Origin of the sequence: Mycobacterium asiaticum (assembly GCF_001673315.1) — a bacterium.
In the GTDB taxonomy this organism is placed as follows: domain Bacteria; phylum Actinomycetota; class Actinomycetes; order Mycobacteriales; family Mycobacteriaceae; genus Mycobacterium; species Mycobacterium asiaticum_B.
Genome location: NZ_LZLQ01000134.1, coordinates 46,780 through 60,568 on the forward strand (window position 1 = coordinate 46,780; position 13,789 = coordinate 60,568).

The window sequence follows — 13,789 nt, forward strand, 5'->3', positions numbered from 1 at the left end:
CGGCGACTCACAACGAAGCGTTGTGTGTGACCTTGGCGCACAGTGCAGCTAGCTTTACCTCGAGTTGGGCTGCGGCGGAGAGCAATTCGGTGTTTTCTTCGACTACCATCAGCGATGACGGCTTGACGTAGGTCAGGCTGCTGCCGGTGGGCTCGTCGATGATCAGCAGTTCCACTGGAGCGAACAGGCCCGCGGTCACATCGTGGCGCAGCATGGTGATCGCAATCAGCGGGTTACCGAGGATGACGCGCAACGCCTTTCGGTCGATGCCGGCTTTCGTGATCCATGCACCGTGGTCGAAGAGGCCGAACAGCATGAATCCGCTTGGCCCTGCAAAGGTCTGAACCTGTTGCTCATAGGACTCCCAGCTCGCGAACGCCTTCGGGAAATCGTCGATCGGAACGGGCTTGTCGCCGATGTCGGCGAGCAGCGCGGCGACCAATTCGTCGTAGCTCCTGGTGCTTTGGTAGCGCACCCGCACCCCGTCAAAGCGGGTTTCAGACACCGACATGGTTGTCCACCTCGACTTGTTCGATGTGCTCGTGCACGTGCGGGCGTGGCGTGCGATCCACCATCAAGCTCAGCAGGTCTGGCCTGCCATAGTGCCCGGCGGCGTCCATCAGGGCCTTGCGGATGTCGATCAACGACAGGTCGAGATCAGCGATGACCTGGCCCTCGCCGGAGCGCAGCGGCTCTGTGAGGTATTCGCCCTGCGGCGAGATGATCGCCGTGAAATTGCCACCGGAGATCGGCCCAATCGGGGCGGCGGTGTCGGCCATGATCTGAGCCTGCTGATCGGCATCGAGCCAACCGGTCGCGTTGACCACGAACGCGCCCGACTCGAGAGCGTGGTTGCGCACGCTGATCTCGGTCTGCTGTGCGAACAGGTCGCCACCGAAGGAACCCGGCCACATGGCCGAGTGGATCTGCTCTCCGTCGCCGATCAGTGCGTACCGCGCGAGCGGGTTGAAATGCTCAAAGCACGCCAACTGTCCGATGCGACCGACCGCGCTGTCGACTGCCCGTAATCCGCTACCGTCGCCCTGTCCCCAGATCGCCTTTTCGTGATAGGTCGGGCTGATCTTGCGGCGGCGCTGAAGCAAGGTTCCGTCGGCGTCGAACAACAGCTGGGTGTTGTACAGCGAACCGCGGTCGCGTTCGGTGACTCCGATGGAGACCACCATGTCAGCGGCCCGCGCTGCCGCACCGATCGCGTCGACTTCCGGCGACGGGATGGTGACCGCCTGCTCCATCAGCCGCAGGTGCTCCGGACGCATTTCGAACGGCCGCATGACGAAAGAGAAGTACGGGTAGTAGGGGACTACCGTTTCGGGGAAGGTCGCGAACTGGACGCCCCGCGCGCCCAGCTCTGCGATCTTGGCGATCACCTTTTCCACGGTGCCTGCTCGGCTGTACAACACGGGGCTTATTTGCACTGCGGCAGCGCGGATTACAGTCATCGCCTGTTCCTTCCTAGGTGAGACGTTCGATGATGGTGGCGTTGGCCATGCCGCCGCCCTCGCACATCGTCTGCAGTCCGTACCGGCCGCCGCGTTGCTCGAGCGCGTTGACCAGGGTGGTCATGATGCGGGCGCCGCTGGCACCCAAAGGGTGGCCGATCGCAATGGCCCCGCCGTGGACGTTGGTCTTGGCCAAATCCGCCCCGGTGTCGTGCGCCCATGCCAGTACCACCGGAGCGAACGCCTCGTTGACTTCGAACAGGTCGATGTCGGCGAGCGTCAAACCCGCGCGCCGCAACACCTTTTCGGTGGCCGGGATAACTCCGGTCAGCATGTAGAGCGGGTCGGAGCCGACCGCGGTCGCGGTGTGGATGCGCGCCAGCGGGCGCAGGCCGTGCTGCTGGGCGAACTCGCCGCTGGTGATCAGCACCGCGGCACTGCCGTCAGACAGCGGGGACGAGTTGCCCGGCGTGATCTCCCAGTTGATCTGCGGGAACCGCGCGGCCATGGCTTCGCTGTAGAACGCCGGTTTGAGCCCGGCCAGGGTGTCGACTGTGGTTCCCGGCCGGATGATCTCGTCGGTGGACAGGCCGGCGACCGGGATGAGCTCGTTGTCGAACAGCCCCTCCTTGGTTGCCCGGGCGGCCTTTTCGTGGCTGGCCGCGGAGAATTCGTCCAGCTGGGCGCGGGAGAAGCCCCACTTGGCGGCGATCAGTTCGGCGCTGATGCCCTGTGGCACCAGGCCGTCCGGATAGCGGCCGGCCATGTCCACACCGAACGGGTTGCTGCCCGGCAACACCGATGTGCCCATCGGGACCCGGCTCATCGATTCCACGCCACCGGCGATCACCACGTCGTAGGCGCCGGCGATGACGCCCTGGGCGGCGAAGCTGATGGCCTGCTGGCTGCTGCCGCACTGCCGGTCGACGGTGGTGCCGGGCACCGACTCGGGAAAGCCCGCCCCCAGCAACGCATTTCGGGCGATGTTGACCGCCTGGTCGCCCACCTGGGTGACGGCGCCGGCAATGACGTCGTCGATCAACACCGGGTCGATTCCGGTGCGCGCCACTACCTCGCGCAGGCTGTGGGCCAACAGGTCGGCGGGCAGCACGTCATGCAACGCACCATTCGCTTTGCCTTTGCCGACGGGGGTGCGGACAGCGCTGACGATAACTGCGTCGCGGGACATGACTCCTCCTTGAGCTGGGTATATATCTCTATACTCAGCTATAACACCTAGGTATAGTGAAAGCAACCCAGATCGAGGAGTGATTTGCATGACAATGCTGCAGGGGCGGTTGGCCGACCGCGATTCCTGGTCGGCGGTCGGCGAGTGCGCCATCGAGAAGACCATGACCGTGGTGGGCACCAAGTCGGCAATGCTGATCATGCGCGAGGCGTACTACGGCACCACCAGGTTCGACGACTTCGCCCGTCGCGTCGGGATAACCAAAGCCGCCGCCGCGGCGCGACTGGCCGAACTCGTCGACCTGGGTTTGCTGGCGCGCCGGCCCTATCGCGAGCCCGGCCAGCGTAGCCGCGACGAATATGTCCTGACCGAGGCCGGCGTGGAGTTCATGCCGGTGGTCTGGTCGATGTTCCAGTGGGGGCAGCGCCACCTGCCCGGCCGGCATCGGCTGCGGTTGACCCATCTGGGCTGCGGGGCCGACGCCGAGGTCGAAATACGTTGCACCGAAGGACATCTGGTGGCACCCGAGGAACTCGGCATGCGGTTGGTCAGGGCCTGATTTTGCGCGCGAGCGTCCGCTAAATGCCAGCCGCACCGGCGTGTCGGTGTGCGTACACGCGCGCTCGCGCCGGAACGGTCACGCCTCCCGCAGCAGCGCCAGCAGTCGCCGCGCCGCGCTGACGCGACGTACCGCTGTGCCGGTCAGCGCGTCCAGCGCACACTCCGGATCAGCAGGAGGTCCCATGTGCCCGCAGCCGCGCGGGCAGTTCTCGGTGGCCGCTCCCAGATCAGAGAACGCCATCAGCACGTCGTCGGGCTGAATGTGGGCCAGTCCGAACGAGCGGATGCCCGGGGTGTCGATCACCCAGCCGCCGTTCGCCAGCGGCAACGCCACCGACTGGGTCGACGTGTGCCGGCCCCTGCCGATGTCGGTGACCACGCCCACCGCCCGATCCGCGTCTGGCACCAGGCGATTCACCAGTGTCGACTTGCCCACCCCGGAATGTCCGAGCAGCACGGTGATCTTGCCGGGTAGCAACTCAGCCACCGCAAGCAATGGGTCGTCGACGCCCGCGGCGACGACCGTGAGGTCCAGGTCGACGAACTGGTCCGCGAACGGTCCGGGCGGGGCCAGGTCAGTCTTGGTCAGGCACAGAATCGGCCGCAGCCCACCGGCGTACGCGGCGATCAGCGCCCGGTCGACCAGACCGGTGCGGGGCGGGGGATCAGCGAGTGCCACCACCATCAGCAGTTGATCGGCGTTGGCCACCACCACCCGCTCGGTCGGGTCGGTGTCGTCGGCGGTGCGCCGCAACAACGTTCGCCGCGGCCCCCGTCGCACGATGCGGGCCAGCGTGTCGGTGCGGCCGGACAGATCGCCGACGATGTCGACGTCGTCGCCGACGACGATGGGGGTCCGGCCGAGTTCACGTGCGCGCATCGCGGTGACACGGCGGTCGGGGCGACCGCCCAGTGCGCATCCCCAACGGCCGCGGTCGACGCTGACCACCATGGCGGCTTCGGCGTCGGCGTGCTGCGGACGGGTCTTGGTCCGGGGCCGCGTCCGTTTCCCGGCGCGGATCTTGACGTCGGACTCGTCGTAGTCGCCAGTCCTCAAGCGCTGGACCCGACCATCTGGGCCCACAGGGTGGGGAACTCCGGCAGCGTCTTGGTGGTGGCCGCGATGTCGTCGACCTCCACTCCGGGGACGCGCAGGCCGACGATAGCGCCGGCCATCGCCATCCGGTGATCGGCGTAGGCGCGCCAAAGCCCCGGCCGCAGCGGGGTCGCGGTGATCACCAGACTATCGTCGGTCTCTCGGCAGTCACCACCGAGGCGGTTGATCTCGGTGCTCAGCGCCGCGAGCCGATCGGTTTCATGGCCGCGCAGGTGGGCGATGCCGGCCAGGTGTGACACCGATCCTGGCGCGGCCAACGCCGCTAGCGCGGCGACCGACGGGGTGAGTTCGCCGACGTCGCGCAGGTCGACGTCGAAGCCGTCGTACCCCTCCGAACCTTGCACGTCCAGCAATGAATCAGATTGAGTAACAACGGCATTCATCTTCTGCAGGACGTTCAGGATGTGCTCGGCGGGTTGCACGCTGGTCACCGGCCACCCGGTGATCCGCACCGCACCCCCGGTGACGACGGCGGCCGCCAGGAACGCGACGGCGTTGGTCAGGTCGGGTTCGACTTCCCAGTGCCGCGCCTCGACGGCCCCGGGGCGCACCCGCCAGGTGTTGGCGGCCGAGTCGTCGACGTCCACACCCGCCTGCCGCAGCATCGCCACCGTCATCGCGATGTGCGGCGCCGACGGCAGCGAGGCCCCGGTGTGCTGGACGGTGAGCCCGCCGGTGAACGATGCGCCGGCCAGCAGGAGCCCGGAGACGAACTGTGACGACGCCGAGGCATCGATGGCGACGGTGCCACCGGCAACGGATCCGCTGCCTTGTACCTGGAATGGCAGGCCGGTCCCGTCGATTGGGACACCGAGGGCGCGCAACGCGTCCAACAGCGGCGCGATCGGCCGGGAGCGGGCTTGCTCGTCGCCGTCGAAGATGACCGGGACGGCACTGAGCGCGGCCAGCGGTGGCACGAACCGCAGCACGGTGCCGGCCAGGCCGCAGTCGATGCGAGCGTCGGGACTGGGCGCAATGCGGCCGCTGACCGTGAGATCGGTGCCGGGTCCGTCTACGTCGAGACCGAGCGTGCGCAGTGCCCCGATCATCAGGTCGGTGTCGCGACTGCGCAGCGCGCCGGTGATCGTGGAGTTGCCCTGACCCTGAGCCGCCGCCAAAGCGGCCAGCACGAGGGTGCGGTTGGTCTGTGACTTCGAGCCTGGCACGGTGACGGTCGCGTGCACCGGTGTCGGTGTGGTCGGGGCCTGCCATGCGCTCACTGGTCCATCATTGCGTGTCAGCCCGGTCAGGCAACATGGAGACATGTGCGGGCGTTTTGCGGTCACTACCGATCCGGCCTTGCTGGCCGAAAAAATCAAGGCCATCGACGAGGCCACGGCCGCCTCCAAAGAAGCACCGGCGCCCAACTTCAACGTCGCTCCCACCACCCCCATCGCGACTGTGGTGACCCGGCACGACGAGCCGGACGACGAGGCCACGCGCCGCCTCCGGCTGATGCGCTGGGGGTTGCTTCCCCCATGGGTGAAGGCGGGCCCGGACGGCGCGCCGGAGACCAAGGGACCCTTGCTGATCAATGCCCGCGCCGACAAGGTGGCCACCTCACCGGCCTTCCGCGGCTCGGCCAAGAGCAAACGCTGCCTGGTGCCGATGGACGGTTGGTACGAATGGCGCGGCAGCCTGGAGGGTCCGAAGGGCAAAAAGGGCGGTAAGACACCGTTTTTCATGCACCGCGAGGATGGCGGGCTGGTGTGCATGGCGGGCCTGTGGTCGGTCTGGAAGGCGGACAAGGAAGCCCATCCGTTGCTGAGCTGCACCATCATCACCACCGACGCGGTGGGCGAGTTGGCCGAAATCCACGACCGGATGCCGCTGATGCTGGCCGAGGACGAGTGGGACGCCTGGCTCGATCCGGACGCACCGCTGGATCCCGAGATCTTGGCCCGCCCGCCCGACGTGCACGGGATCGAGATGCGTCAGGTTTCGACCCTGGTCAACAACATCCGCAACAACGGGCCCGAGTTGCTGGAGCCTGCCGAAGCCGAGCCTGAGCAGATCACCCTGCTGTAGCGGCACCAGCACCCGATCGCCGTCCAACGCGCAACGAACACGGCGTCGAGCACGTCGACGACGATTCGATGCGCCGCTCCACGTGTCGTCAGCGGTTCGGGCCGCGATCCGGGCTGCGATCCGGGCAGGCCGACAACGCCTAGCATGCGAGGGGTGACCGGCAAGTACACCCACACGTTCGAAGAGATCCAGGACCGGCCCGTCGCGGTGATCGGGGCGGGCACGCTGGGACCCCGGATCGCGCTGATGCTCGCCAGCCGTGGCGGAACCGTCCGGATCTATGCCCGCCGCGCCGAACAGCGGGCCGAAGCCGTCCGGTACGTGACAGACAATCTACCGAAACTGCTGCAGGACAGAGGCTTTGGCGAGATCGGCGTCGCGGTCGGAACTGGGTCGCTGCACGAAGCGCTGGACGGAGCGTGGCTGGCTGTGGAATCGGTGCCGGAAAGACTCGACATCAAGATCCCGCTGTGGGGGCAGATCGACCAGGCTGCACCGGCAGGCACCATCTTCGCCACCAACTCGTCGTCGATTCCCTCGCGGCTGATGGCCGACGAGGTTCGCGACAAGACGCGTTTGTGCAACACGCACTTCTACATGCCGCCGCAATTCAACGCTCTGGATCTGATGTCGGATGGCCAGACCGATCGTGGACTGCTCGACACGCTGCTGGCGGTCCTGCCCGAGTTCGGGGTGCATCCCTTCGAAGCCCGCAAGGAGTGCACCGGTTTCATCTTCAACCGGGTCTGGGCCGCCATCAAGCGCGAGTCGCTTGCCGTCGTCGCCGAAGGCGTGGCCGGCCCGGAAGACGTCGACGGCATGTTCAAGGTCAACTGGGGAGTACCGGCCGGGCCGTTCCAGATGATGGACATCGTGGGCCTCGACGTGGTGCTCGACATCGAAAACCACTATGCACAAGAGTTTCCGCACCTGCCCGAGAGTGTACGCGACCTGCTGCAGTCCTATGTCGACGCGGGCAAGCTCGGTGTCAAGACGGGCGAGGGGTTCTATACGTACCGTCAAGGCGACCCGACGTACCGATAAGGCGACCCGGCGCGGGGGTAGCCTCACGCTCATGACCGCTCTGAGCGCAAACCTCGTCGCGTCGAAAGATTGCCACCCCGAACATATCGCGCTGCGCTGCGACGACCTGCAGATGACCTACAGCGAACTCGACGCCGCGGCGGCCCGGGTAGCGACGCTGCTGGAGCGCGCTGGTGTTCAGCCCGGGGACCGGGTCGGGATCATGCTGCCCAACATCCCGGCATTCGCCGTCATCTTCTACGGCATCCTGTACCGCGGCGCTGTCGCTGTGCCGATGAATCCGCTGCTCAAGGGCCGTGAGGTGGCGTACTACCTGTCCAACAGCGGCGCCAGAGCACTGTTCGCCACCCCGCTGTTCGCCGACGAAGCCAATGCCGGGGCCGACGAGGCGGACGTCCAGTGCTGGCTGGTGGACGACGCCGCCTTGGACGAGCTGATCGCCGACCTGCCCGCCCAGCACGCACCGGTCGAGCGGTCCGACGACGATGTCGCGGTCATCCTGCATACCTCCGGAACAACCGGAAAACCCAAGGGCGCCACCCTCACTCAGGGCGGGTTGAGCCGCAACGCCGCACTGACCGTCCGCACCCTGATCAAAATCGGGCCCGACGACGTGGTGATGGGCTGCCTGCCGCTGTTCCACGTCTTCGGCCTGACCTGTGGGCTCAACGCCGCGATCCTGGCCGGTGCGACGCTGACGCTGATACCTCGCTTCGACCCGCGCAAGGCACTGGAAGTGATCCAGCGCGACGCGGTGACGGTGTTCCAGGGCGTGCCCACCATGTATGCGGCTCTGCTCAGCCTGGCCGACGAAGCGGGACCGCAATCCACGGCGAGCCTGCGCACCTGCGTGTCCGGCGGCGCCTCATTGCCGGTGCAGGTGCTCGCCGACTTCGAGAAAGCCTTCGGTTGCATGATTTTGGAGGGTTACGGCCTGTCCGAGACGTCGCCGGTGGCGTCGTTCAATCATCCCGACCGGCCGCGCAAGCCCGGATCCATCGGCACCCCGGTGGAAGGTGTGCAGATGCGGGTGGTGGACGCCGAGGGCGCCGAGGCGGCCCAGGGCGAGCCAGGGGAGATCCAGATCCGCGGACACAACGTCATGAAGGGCTACTGGAACCTGCCCGACGCCACCAAGGACACCATTTCCGAGGACGGTTGGTTGTCCACCGGCGACGTAGGACGCGTTGACGAAGACGGCTACTTTTACATCGTCGACCGCACCAAGGACATGATCATTCGCGGCGGTTACAACGTGTATCCCCGCGAAATCGAAGAAGTGCTCTATGAGCACCCGGCCGTGGCCGAAGCCGCGGTGCTCGGGGTCCCACATGACGAGCTTGGTGAGGAAGTCGGCGCCGCGGTCACGCCCAAGAAAGACACCGACGTCGACCCCGACGAACTTCGCGAGTTCGTCAAAGCCCGGGTGGCCGCCTACAAATACCCGCGCCGCATCTGGCTCGTCGACGAGCTGCCTAAGGGGCCTACCGGCAAGGTGCTCAAGCGCGAAATCGACGCTCCGCCAAGTTAACTGGTGATCTTCGCGGTTGTCCCGCCGGTCATCCGGAGCAAATCGAGCGGGGACAGGGCGACATCCCAGCCTCGGCGGCCGGCGCTGCAGAAGATCCGCTCCCAGTCCAGCGCGCTGTCGTCCACCACGGTGGGCAGTTGCCGGCGCTGACCGATTGGTGACACGGCGCCCAACACGTAACCCGTGGCGCGCTGCACCGCCGCAGGGTCTGCCATGACGGCCTTGGAAGCGCCCAGTGCCGCAGCCGCCGCTTTCAGGGAAAGCTTCGCGGCCGCCGGCACGACGGCTACCGCCAGACCACCCGGCACCTCGATGACCAATGTCTTGTAGATCTGTTCCGCCGCAATGCCTTGCGATTCGGTGAGGGCCTTCACCGCTTCAGCACCAAATGAGCGTTCGCGGGCGTCGTGGTCGTACTTGACCACCTCATGAGGCACACCGGCTCTGCTCAGTGCCGCCAAAGCCGGTGTCGCGGCCACGACGGGCTAGGGGCCGGAGTATCCCGGCGGGTTCACTCCGTCCACCCAGAAGTCGACGCCGAGTTCGCCACCGGGTACGCAGTTGTACACCGACAAATCGGTGACGCCGGATTCCACCAGCACGTCCTCGCATAGCAGCGTGTTTCCGGTGTACTCGCGCGACGGCTTGTTGAGGATGACGTAGGCCGCGTCGGAATAGACTTCGGGCTTGCGGGCGCGGCCCATGGCCTCGTCGCCACCCAGCAGGTTCTGCACCGCGGCGGTGGCCACCAGCGTGCGCGGCCACAGCGTGTTGGAGGCGATGCCCTCTTCGCGCATCTCCTCGGCGATTCCCAACGCGCACAACGTCATACCGAACTTGGCCATCATGTATGCGGTCGGCTTCAGCCATTCCTTGCCGAGCAGCACCGGTGGCGACAAAGTCAGGATGTGCGGGTTCTCCCGGCCCTTCAGGTGGGGAATGCAAGCCTGCGACACCGCGTACGTCCCGCGCACCTGGATGCCGTTCATCAGGTCGAAACGCTTCATGGGCACATCGGTGATCGATCCCAGATTGATGGCCGACGCGTTGTTGACGACTATGTCGATGCCGCCGAACTGCTCCACGGTCTTGGCCACCGCTGACTCGACCGACTCCGGGTCACGGACGTCCCCGACGATCGGCAACGCCTGTCCGCCCGCCTCCTCGAGTTCCTTGGCAGCGGTGTACACGGTGCCGGGAAGCTTCGGATGAGGTTCGGCGGTCTTCGCGATCAGCGCAATGTTGGCGCCGTCTTGAGCGGCGCGTTTGGCGATCGCCAGCCCGATACCCCGGCTGGCCCCGGAAATGAACATGGTCTTGCCGTTAAGAGACATGGCGTCACACTAACGCCCAGCGAAATCCGCGGACCCATGGGTGCGCCGCTCCGACAACCCGCGAGCCAGCCGGGAAATAGAGCACGGCTAATTGTCGTTGCTGTGGGCGGTGCCTGCACATGTCAGCCGCGGGCCTTAGATTGGTGAGGAGGAATCCCGGTGTCAACTGCGACGAGCCTGCTGGGTGCGGAGTGGTTGGAACGCGACACCGCAATCGAAGGGACCGTGTTTATCAAGATGGCCGACATCGATGGCGTGGCCGGGTCCGAAGTTGTCGAGGCGGACCCACCTGAGGAAACGGATGCGGAACTGACGGCACGCTTCGAGCGTGACGCGATTCCGCTGCTGGACCAGCTGTACGGCGGCGCGCTGCGGATGACGCGCAATCCCGCCGACGCCGAGGACCTGCTGCAGGAGACGATGGTGAAGGCCTACGCGGGCTTTCGTTCGTTCCGGGCTGGTACCAACCTCAAGGCGTGGCTGTACCGCATCCTGACGAACACCTACATCAACAGCTACCGCAAGAAGCAGCGCCAACCCTCGGAGTACCCGACCGAGGAGATCACCGACTGGCAGTTAGCCGCCAACGCCGAACATTCCTCCACGGGGTTGCGTTCTGCCGAGGTCGAGGCGCTGGAATCGCTGCCGGACACCGAAATCAAAGCCGCCCTGCAGGCGTTGCCCGAAGAGTTCCGGATGGCCGTTTATTATGCCGATGTCGAAGGTTTTCCGTACAAGGAGATCGCCGAGATCATGGGCACCCCGATCGGTACCGTGATGTCTCGCCTGCACCGCGGGCGGCGCCAGCTGCGAGACTTGCTGGCCGATGTCGCTAAGGAACGGGGCTTTGCCCGAGGCCCGCAGACGCACGAGGAGGTGTCGTCGTGAGTGAAGTACCCAGCTCGGCCGGCTCCTGCTCCAGCAACCATGATTCCCACCTGGGTTGTGCGCAGGTGATCGCCCAGATCTGGACCCTGCTCGACGGCGAATGCCAGCCCGACGAGCGGGAGATTCTGCAGCGCCACCTCGAAGCATGCCCGGGGTGCTTGCAGCACTACGGGCTCGAGGAGCGGATCAAAGAACTGATCGCGACCAAATGCAGTGGTGAGAAGGCGCCCGAGCGGTTGCGGGATCGCCTGCGGCTAGAGATCCGCCGCACCACCATCGTGCGGGCGGAAATCGATACCTGAGCCGCCGGGGTCAGGCGTTGGGCCGCTTGCCGTGGTTGGCCTTGCTGTACTTGCGGTCGCGCTTCTTCCGGCCACGCTTCGCCATGGTCGAACCTCATTTCGTCTGATTTGTCTCAGGTGCGGGGCGGCCGTCGGGCCACCCGGTTGACACCCATTCTCTCATGCGGCGGCCGACGCGCCCTCATTAGGCCGCGCGACTTCGGTCTCACCGGCCTTATGGTTCGATAGACGCAACAAACCGGCCGAAACGAGTGGGGTGATGATGTCCGAGGAGGTTCGCGCCGAGATCGTGGCCAGCGTGCTCGAAGTCGTGGTCAGCGAAGGCGACCAAATCGGTCAGGGTGACGTGGTTGTGCTGTTGGAGTCGATGAAGATGGAGATTCCCGTACTGGCCGAGGTCGGCGGAACCGTCAGCAAGGTGAGCGTGTCGGTCGGTGATGTCATCCAGGCCGGCGACCTGATCGCCGTCATCAGCTAGCCCCTTTGCCCGTTGTCCACTCTCGGTAATCTGCTCGCCGAGCACACCGTCCTCCCCGGCAACGCCGTGGACCACCTGCACGCCGTGGTGGGGGAGTGGCAACTGCTGGCCGACCTCTCGTTCGCCGACTACCTGATGTGGGTGCGCCGCGACGACGGCGTGCTGGTGTGCGTGGCGCAATGCCGGCCCAATACCGCGCCGACGGTTCTGCAGACCGACGCGGTGGGCAGCGTCGTGCCCGCCGATCAACTGTTGCTGGTCACCAATGCGTTCACCTCCGGTGCTGCGGTGCCGGAAAGCGAAGTGGCCGAACAGTATTCGTGGCCGTTGCCAGGCCCTAACGTGGCCGCCTCGCCGGTCCGTTACCGCGACCAGGTGGTGGCGGTGCTCACCCGGCACCAAACCGAACTCGCCGCCGAGCGAATGGCGGGCCACCTGGAGACGGCTTATCGGGAGTGCGCCACCGATCTTCTGCAGATGATCGCCGAGGGCACCTTTCCCGACGTCGGCGACGTGGCGATGTCGCGTTCGACACCGCGAGCGGGTGACGGGTTCATCCGACTCGACGTCGACGGCATCGTGGCTTATGCCAGTCCTAATGCGTTGTCGGCCTACCACCGGATGGGCCTGAACAGCGATTTGGAAGGCCACAATCTGATCAAGGTCACCCGGCCGCTGATCTCCGACCCGTTCGAGGCGCAGGAAGTGGCCGAGCACGTGCTCAACCTGCTGGCCGGCGGGTCCAGCATGCGCATGGAGGTCGACGCGGGCGGAGCCACCGTGCTGTTGCGGACCCTGCCACTGGTGGTACGCGGGCACAACGTCGGCGCAGCGATCCTGATCCGCGATGTGACGGAGGTGAAACGACGCGACCGTGCGCTGATCTCCAAGGACGCCACCATTCGCGAAATCCACCACCGGGTGAAAAACAACCTGCAGACGGTTGCCGCGTTGCTGCGATTGCAAGCTCGCCGGACCGTCAACGCCGAGGGTCGCGAGGCGCTGATCGAGTCGGTGCGTCGGGTGTCGTCCATCGCACTGGTCCACGACGCGCTGTCGATGTCGGTGGACGAGCAGGTCAACCTCGACGAGGTGATCGACCGCATCCTGCCGATCATGAACGACGTGGCCTCGGTGGACCGGCCGATCCGGATCAACCGGGTAGGCGATCTGGGCGTGCTGGATTCCGATCGTGCGACGGCGCTGATCATGGTGATCACCGAATTGGTGCAGAACGCCATCGAGCACGCCTTCGACCCGACGGCCACCGGCGGGTCGGTAACGATCCGGGCCGAACGCTCCGCGCGCTGGCTCGACGTGGTGGTCCACGATGACGGGAGGGGCCTGCCCGAAGGGTTCAGCCTGGAAAAGTCGGACAGCCTCGGCCTACAGATCGTCCGGACGTTGGTGTCCGCGGAATTGGACGGCACGTTGGGCATGCGGGAAGGCTCCGACCGGGGCACCGACGTCGTGCTGCGGGTGCCGATCGGGCGCATGGGCCGGTTGTTCGTGTGAGCGCGCAACAAGACGGCCCCGACATCTGCTGTCGGGGCCGTCTCGTTGCTCAGCTAGGTGTTCAGACTCCGCTGCGGGCCTTCGTCCGGGCGTTACGACGCTTGAGTGCGCGCCGCTCGTCTTCGCTCATTCCACCCCAGACGCCCGAGTCCTGGCCGGTATTCAGAGCCCATCCGAGACACTCGGTGGTAACCGGACACCGATTACAGACCAGTTTCGCGTCAGCGATCTGCGCGAGTGCCGGGCCGCTGTTCCCAACCGGGAAGAACAGCTCCGGATCCTCGTCACGGCAGACCGCCCTGTGGCGCCAATCCATTAGTCGCTACTCCTCACTATGTGCGC

17 protein-coding genes are annotated in these 13,789 nt (G+C 66.0%); 8 read left to right on the forward strand and 9 right to left on the reverse strand.

Annotated features, from left to right (window positions below; translation table 11 throughout):
* Positions 1–7 precede the first annotated feature (7 nt).
* Genes A5636_RS21530 through A5636_RS21540 form a run of 3 tightly spaced genes read right to left on the reverse strand, consistent with a single transcriptional unit; the run spans position 8 to position 2,649 of the window.
* A complete protein-coding gene (locus tag A5636_RS21530; protein ID WP_065160662.1) occupies positions 8–511 on the reverse strand; it encodes a DUF302 domain-containing protein in 504 nt (167 codons plus the stop codon).
* Entirely contained in the window at positions 498–1,460 is a 963-nt protein-coding gene (locus tag A5636_RS21535; RefSeq protein WP_065160663.1) for a carbon-nitrogen hydrolase family protein, read from the reverse strand. Before A5636_RS21535 ends, A5636_RS21530 begins: the two co-directional genes overlap by 14 nt.
* A 13-nt stretch (positions 1,461–1,473) precedes the next feature.
* Positions 1,474–2,649: a thiolase family protein gene (locus A5636_RS21540; protein WP_065160664.1), complete on the reverse strand. Its 1,176-nt coding sequence runs from the start codon at positions 2,647–2,649 to the stop codon at positions 1,474–1,476.
* 88 nt (positions 2,650–2,737) lie between these two features.
* Between A5636_RS21540 and A5636_RS21545 the strand changes: the two genes are divergently transcribed.
* Positions 2,738–3,208, forward strand: a complete 471-nt coding sequence (locus A5636_RS21545) for a winged helix-turn-helix transcriptional regulator (protein WP_065160665.1) — start codon at positions 2,738–2,740, stop codon at positions 3,206–3,208.
* A gap of 78 nt (positions 3,209–3,286) precedes the next feature.
* Here A5636_RS21545 and rsgA read toward each other — a convergent pair whose 3' ends face one another.
* Positions 3,287–4,267, reverse strand: a complete 981-nt coding sequence (gene rsgA, locus A5636_RS21550) for a ribosome small subunit-dependent GTPase A (protein ID WP_065160698.1) — start codon at positions 4,265–4,267, stop codon at positions 3,287–3,289.
* Entirely contained in the window at positions 4,264–5,547 is a 1,284-nt protein-coding gene (gene aroA / locus A5636_RS21555) for a 3-phosphoshikimate 1-carboxyvinyltransferase (RefSeq protein WP_155763940.1), read from the reverse strand. Before aroA ends, rsgA begins: the two co-directional genes overlap by 4 nt.
* Before the next feature lie 43 nt (positions 5,548–5,590).
* Between aroA and A5636_RS21560 the strand changes: the two genes are divergently transcribed.
* From A5636_RS21560 to A5636_RS21570, 3 genes are all read left to right on the forward strand, one after another.
* Positions 5,591–6,355, forward strand: coding sequence for an SOS response-associated peptidase (locus tag A5636_RS21560; RefSeq protein ID WP_065160667.1), 765 nt, complete (start codon positions 5,591–5,593; stop codon positions 6,353–6,355).
* Between the two features lie 153 nt (positions 6,356–6,508).
* On the forward strand, positions 6,509–7,399 hold the full coding sequence (locus A5636_RS21565; RefSeq protein WP_065160668.1) for a 3-hydroxyacyl-CoA dehydrogenase family protein: 891 nt from the start codon (positions 6,509–6,511) through the stop codon (positions 7,397–7,399).
* A gap of 31 nt (positions 7,400–7,430) precedes the next feature.
* The gene (locus A5636_RS21570) at positions 7,431–8,930 is read left to right on the forward strand and encodes a long-chain-fatty-acid--CoA ligase (RefSeq protein WP_065160669.1); all 1,500 of its coding nucleotides are present in this window, start codon (positions 7,431–7,433) and stop codon (positions 8,928–8,930) included.
* Here A5636_RS21570 and A5636_RS21575 read toward each other — a convergent pair.
* Positions 8,927–9,367 (reverse strand): YbaK/EbsC family protein, encoded by a 441-nt coding sequence (locus tag A5636_RS21575; protein ID WP_367592797.1) that lies wholly within the window; start codon positions 9,365–9,367, stop codon positions 8,927–8,929. The two genes, A5636_RS21570 and A5636_RS21575, sit on opposite strands and share 4 nt — an antisense overlap.
* A 48-nt stretch (positions 9,368–9,415) precedes the next feature.
* Positions 9,416–10,264, reverse strand: coding sequence for an SDR family oxidoreductase (locus A5636_RS21580; RefSeq protein WP_065160671.1), 849 nt, complete (start codon positions 10,262–10,264; stop codon positions 9,416–9,418).
* 237 nt (positions 10,265–10,501) lie between these two features.
* Here A5636_RS21580 and A5636_RS21585 point away from each other — a divergent pair, with 237 nt between their 5' ends.
* Positions 10,502–11,152, forward strand: coding sequence for a sigma-70 family RNA polymerase sigma factor (locus A5636_RS21585; protein ID WP_172827289.1), 651 nt, complete (start codon positions 10,502–10,504; stop codon positions 11,150–11,152).
* On the forward strand, positions 11,149–11,454 hold the full coding sequence (gene rsrA, locus A5636_RS21590; RefSeq protein WP_065160673.1) for a mycothiol system anti-sigma-R factor: 306 nt from the start codon (positions 11,149–11,151) through the stop codon (positions 11,452–11,454). The genes A5636_RS21585 and rsrA overlap by 4 nt, the downstream gene beginning before the upstream one ends.
* A 10-nt stretch (positions 11,455–11,464) precedes the next feature.
* Here the strand turns inward: rsrA and A5636_RS27955 are convergent, their stop codons facing one another.
* Positions 11,465–11,539 (reverse strand): 50S ribosomal protein bL37, encoded by a 75-nt coding sequence (locus tag A5636_RS27955; RefSeq protein WP_089025046.1) that lies wholly within the window; start codon positions 11,537–11,539, stop codon positions 11,465–11,467.
* 177 nt (positions 11,540–11,716) lie between these two features.
* On the opposite strand from A5636_RS27955, the gene A5636_RS21595 reads away from it, so the two are divergent.
* Both A5636_RS21595 and A5636_RS21600 read left to right on the forward strand, forming a co-directional pair.
* A complete protein-coding gene (locus tag A5636_RS21595; protein WP_065160699.1) occupies positions 11,717–11,932 on the forward strand; it encodes a biotin/lipoyl-binding carrier protein in 216 nt (71 codons plus the stop codon).
* 12 nt (positions 11,933–11,944) lie between these two features.
* On the forward strand, positions 11,945–13,447 hold the full coding sequence (locus A5636_RS21600) for a sensor histidine kinase (RefSeq protein WP_065160674.1): 1,503 nt from the start codon (positions 11,945–11,947) through the stop codon (positions 13,445–13,447).
* A 61-nt stretch (positions 13,448–13,508) separates the two neighbouring features.
* Here A5636_RS21600 and whiB1 read toward each other — a convergent pair whose 3' ends face one another.
* Complete coding sequence (whiB1, locus tag A5636_RS25780) at positions 13,509–13,763, reverse strand: transcriptional regulator WhiB1 (RefSeq protein ID WP_036353357.1); 255 nt, start codon at positions 13,761–13,763, stop codon at positions 13,509–13,511.
* Positions 13,764–13,789: the final 26 nt, after the last annotated feature.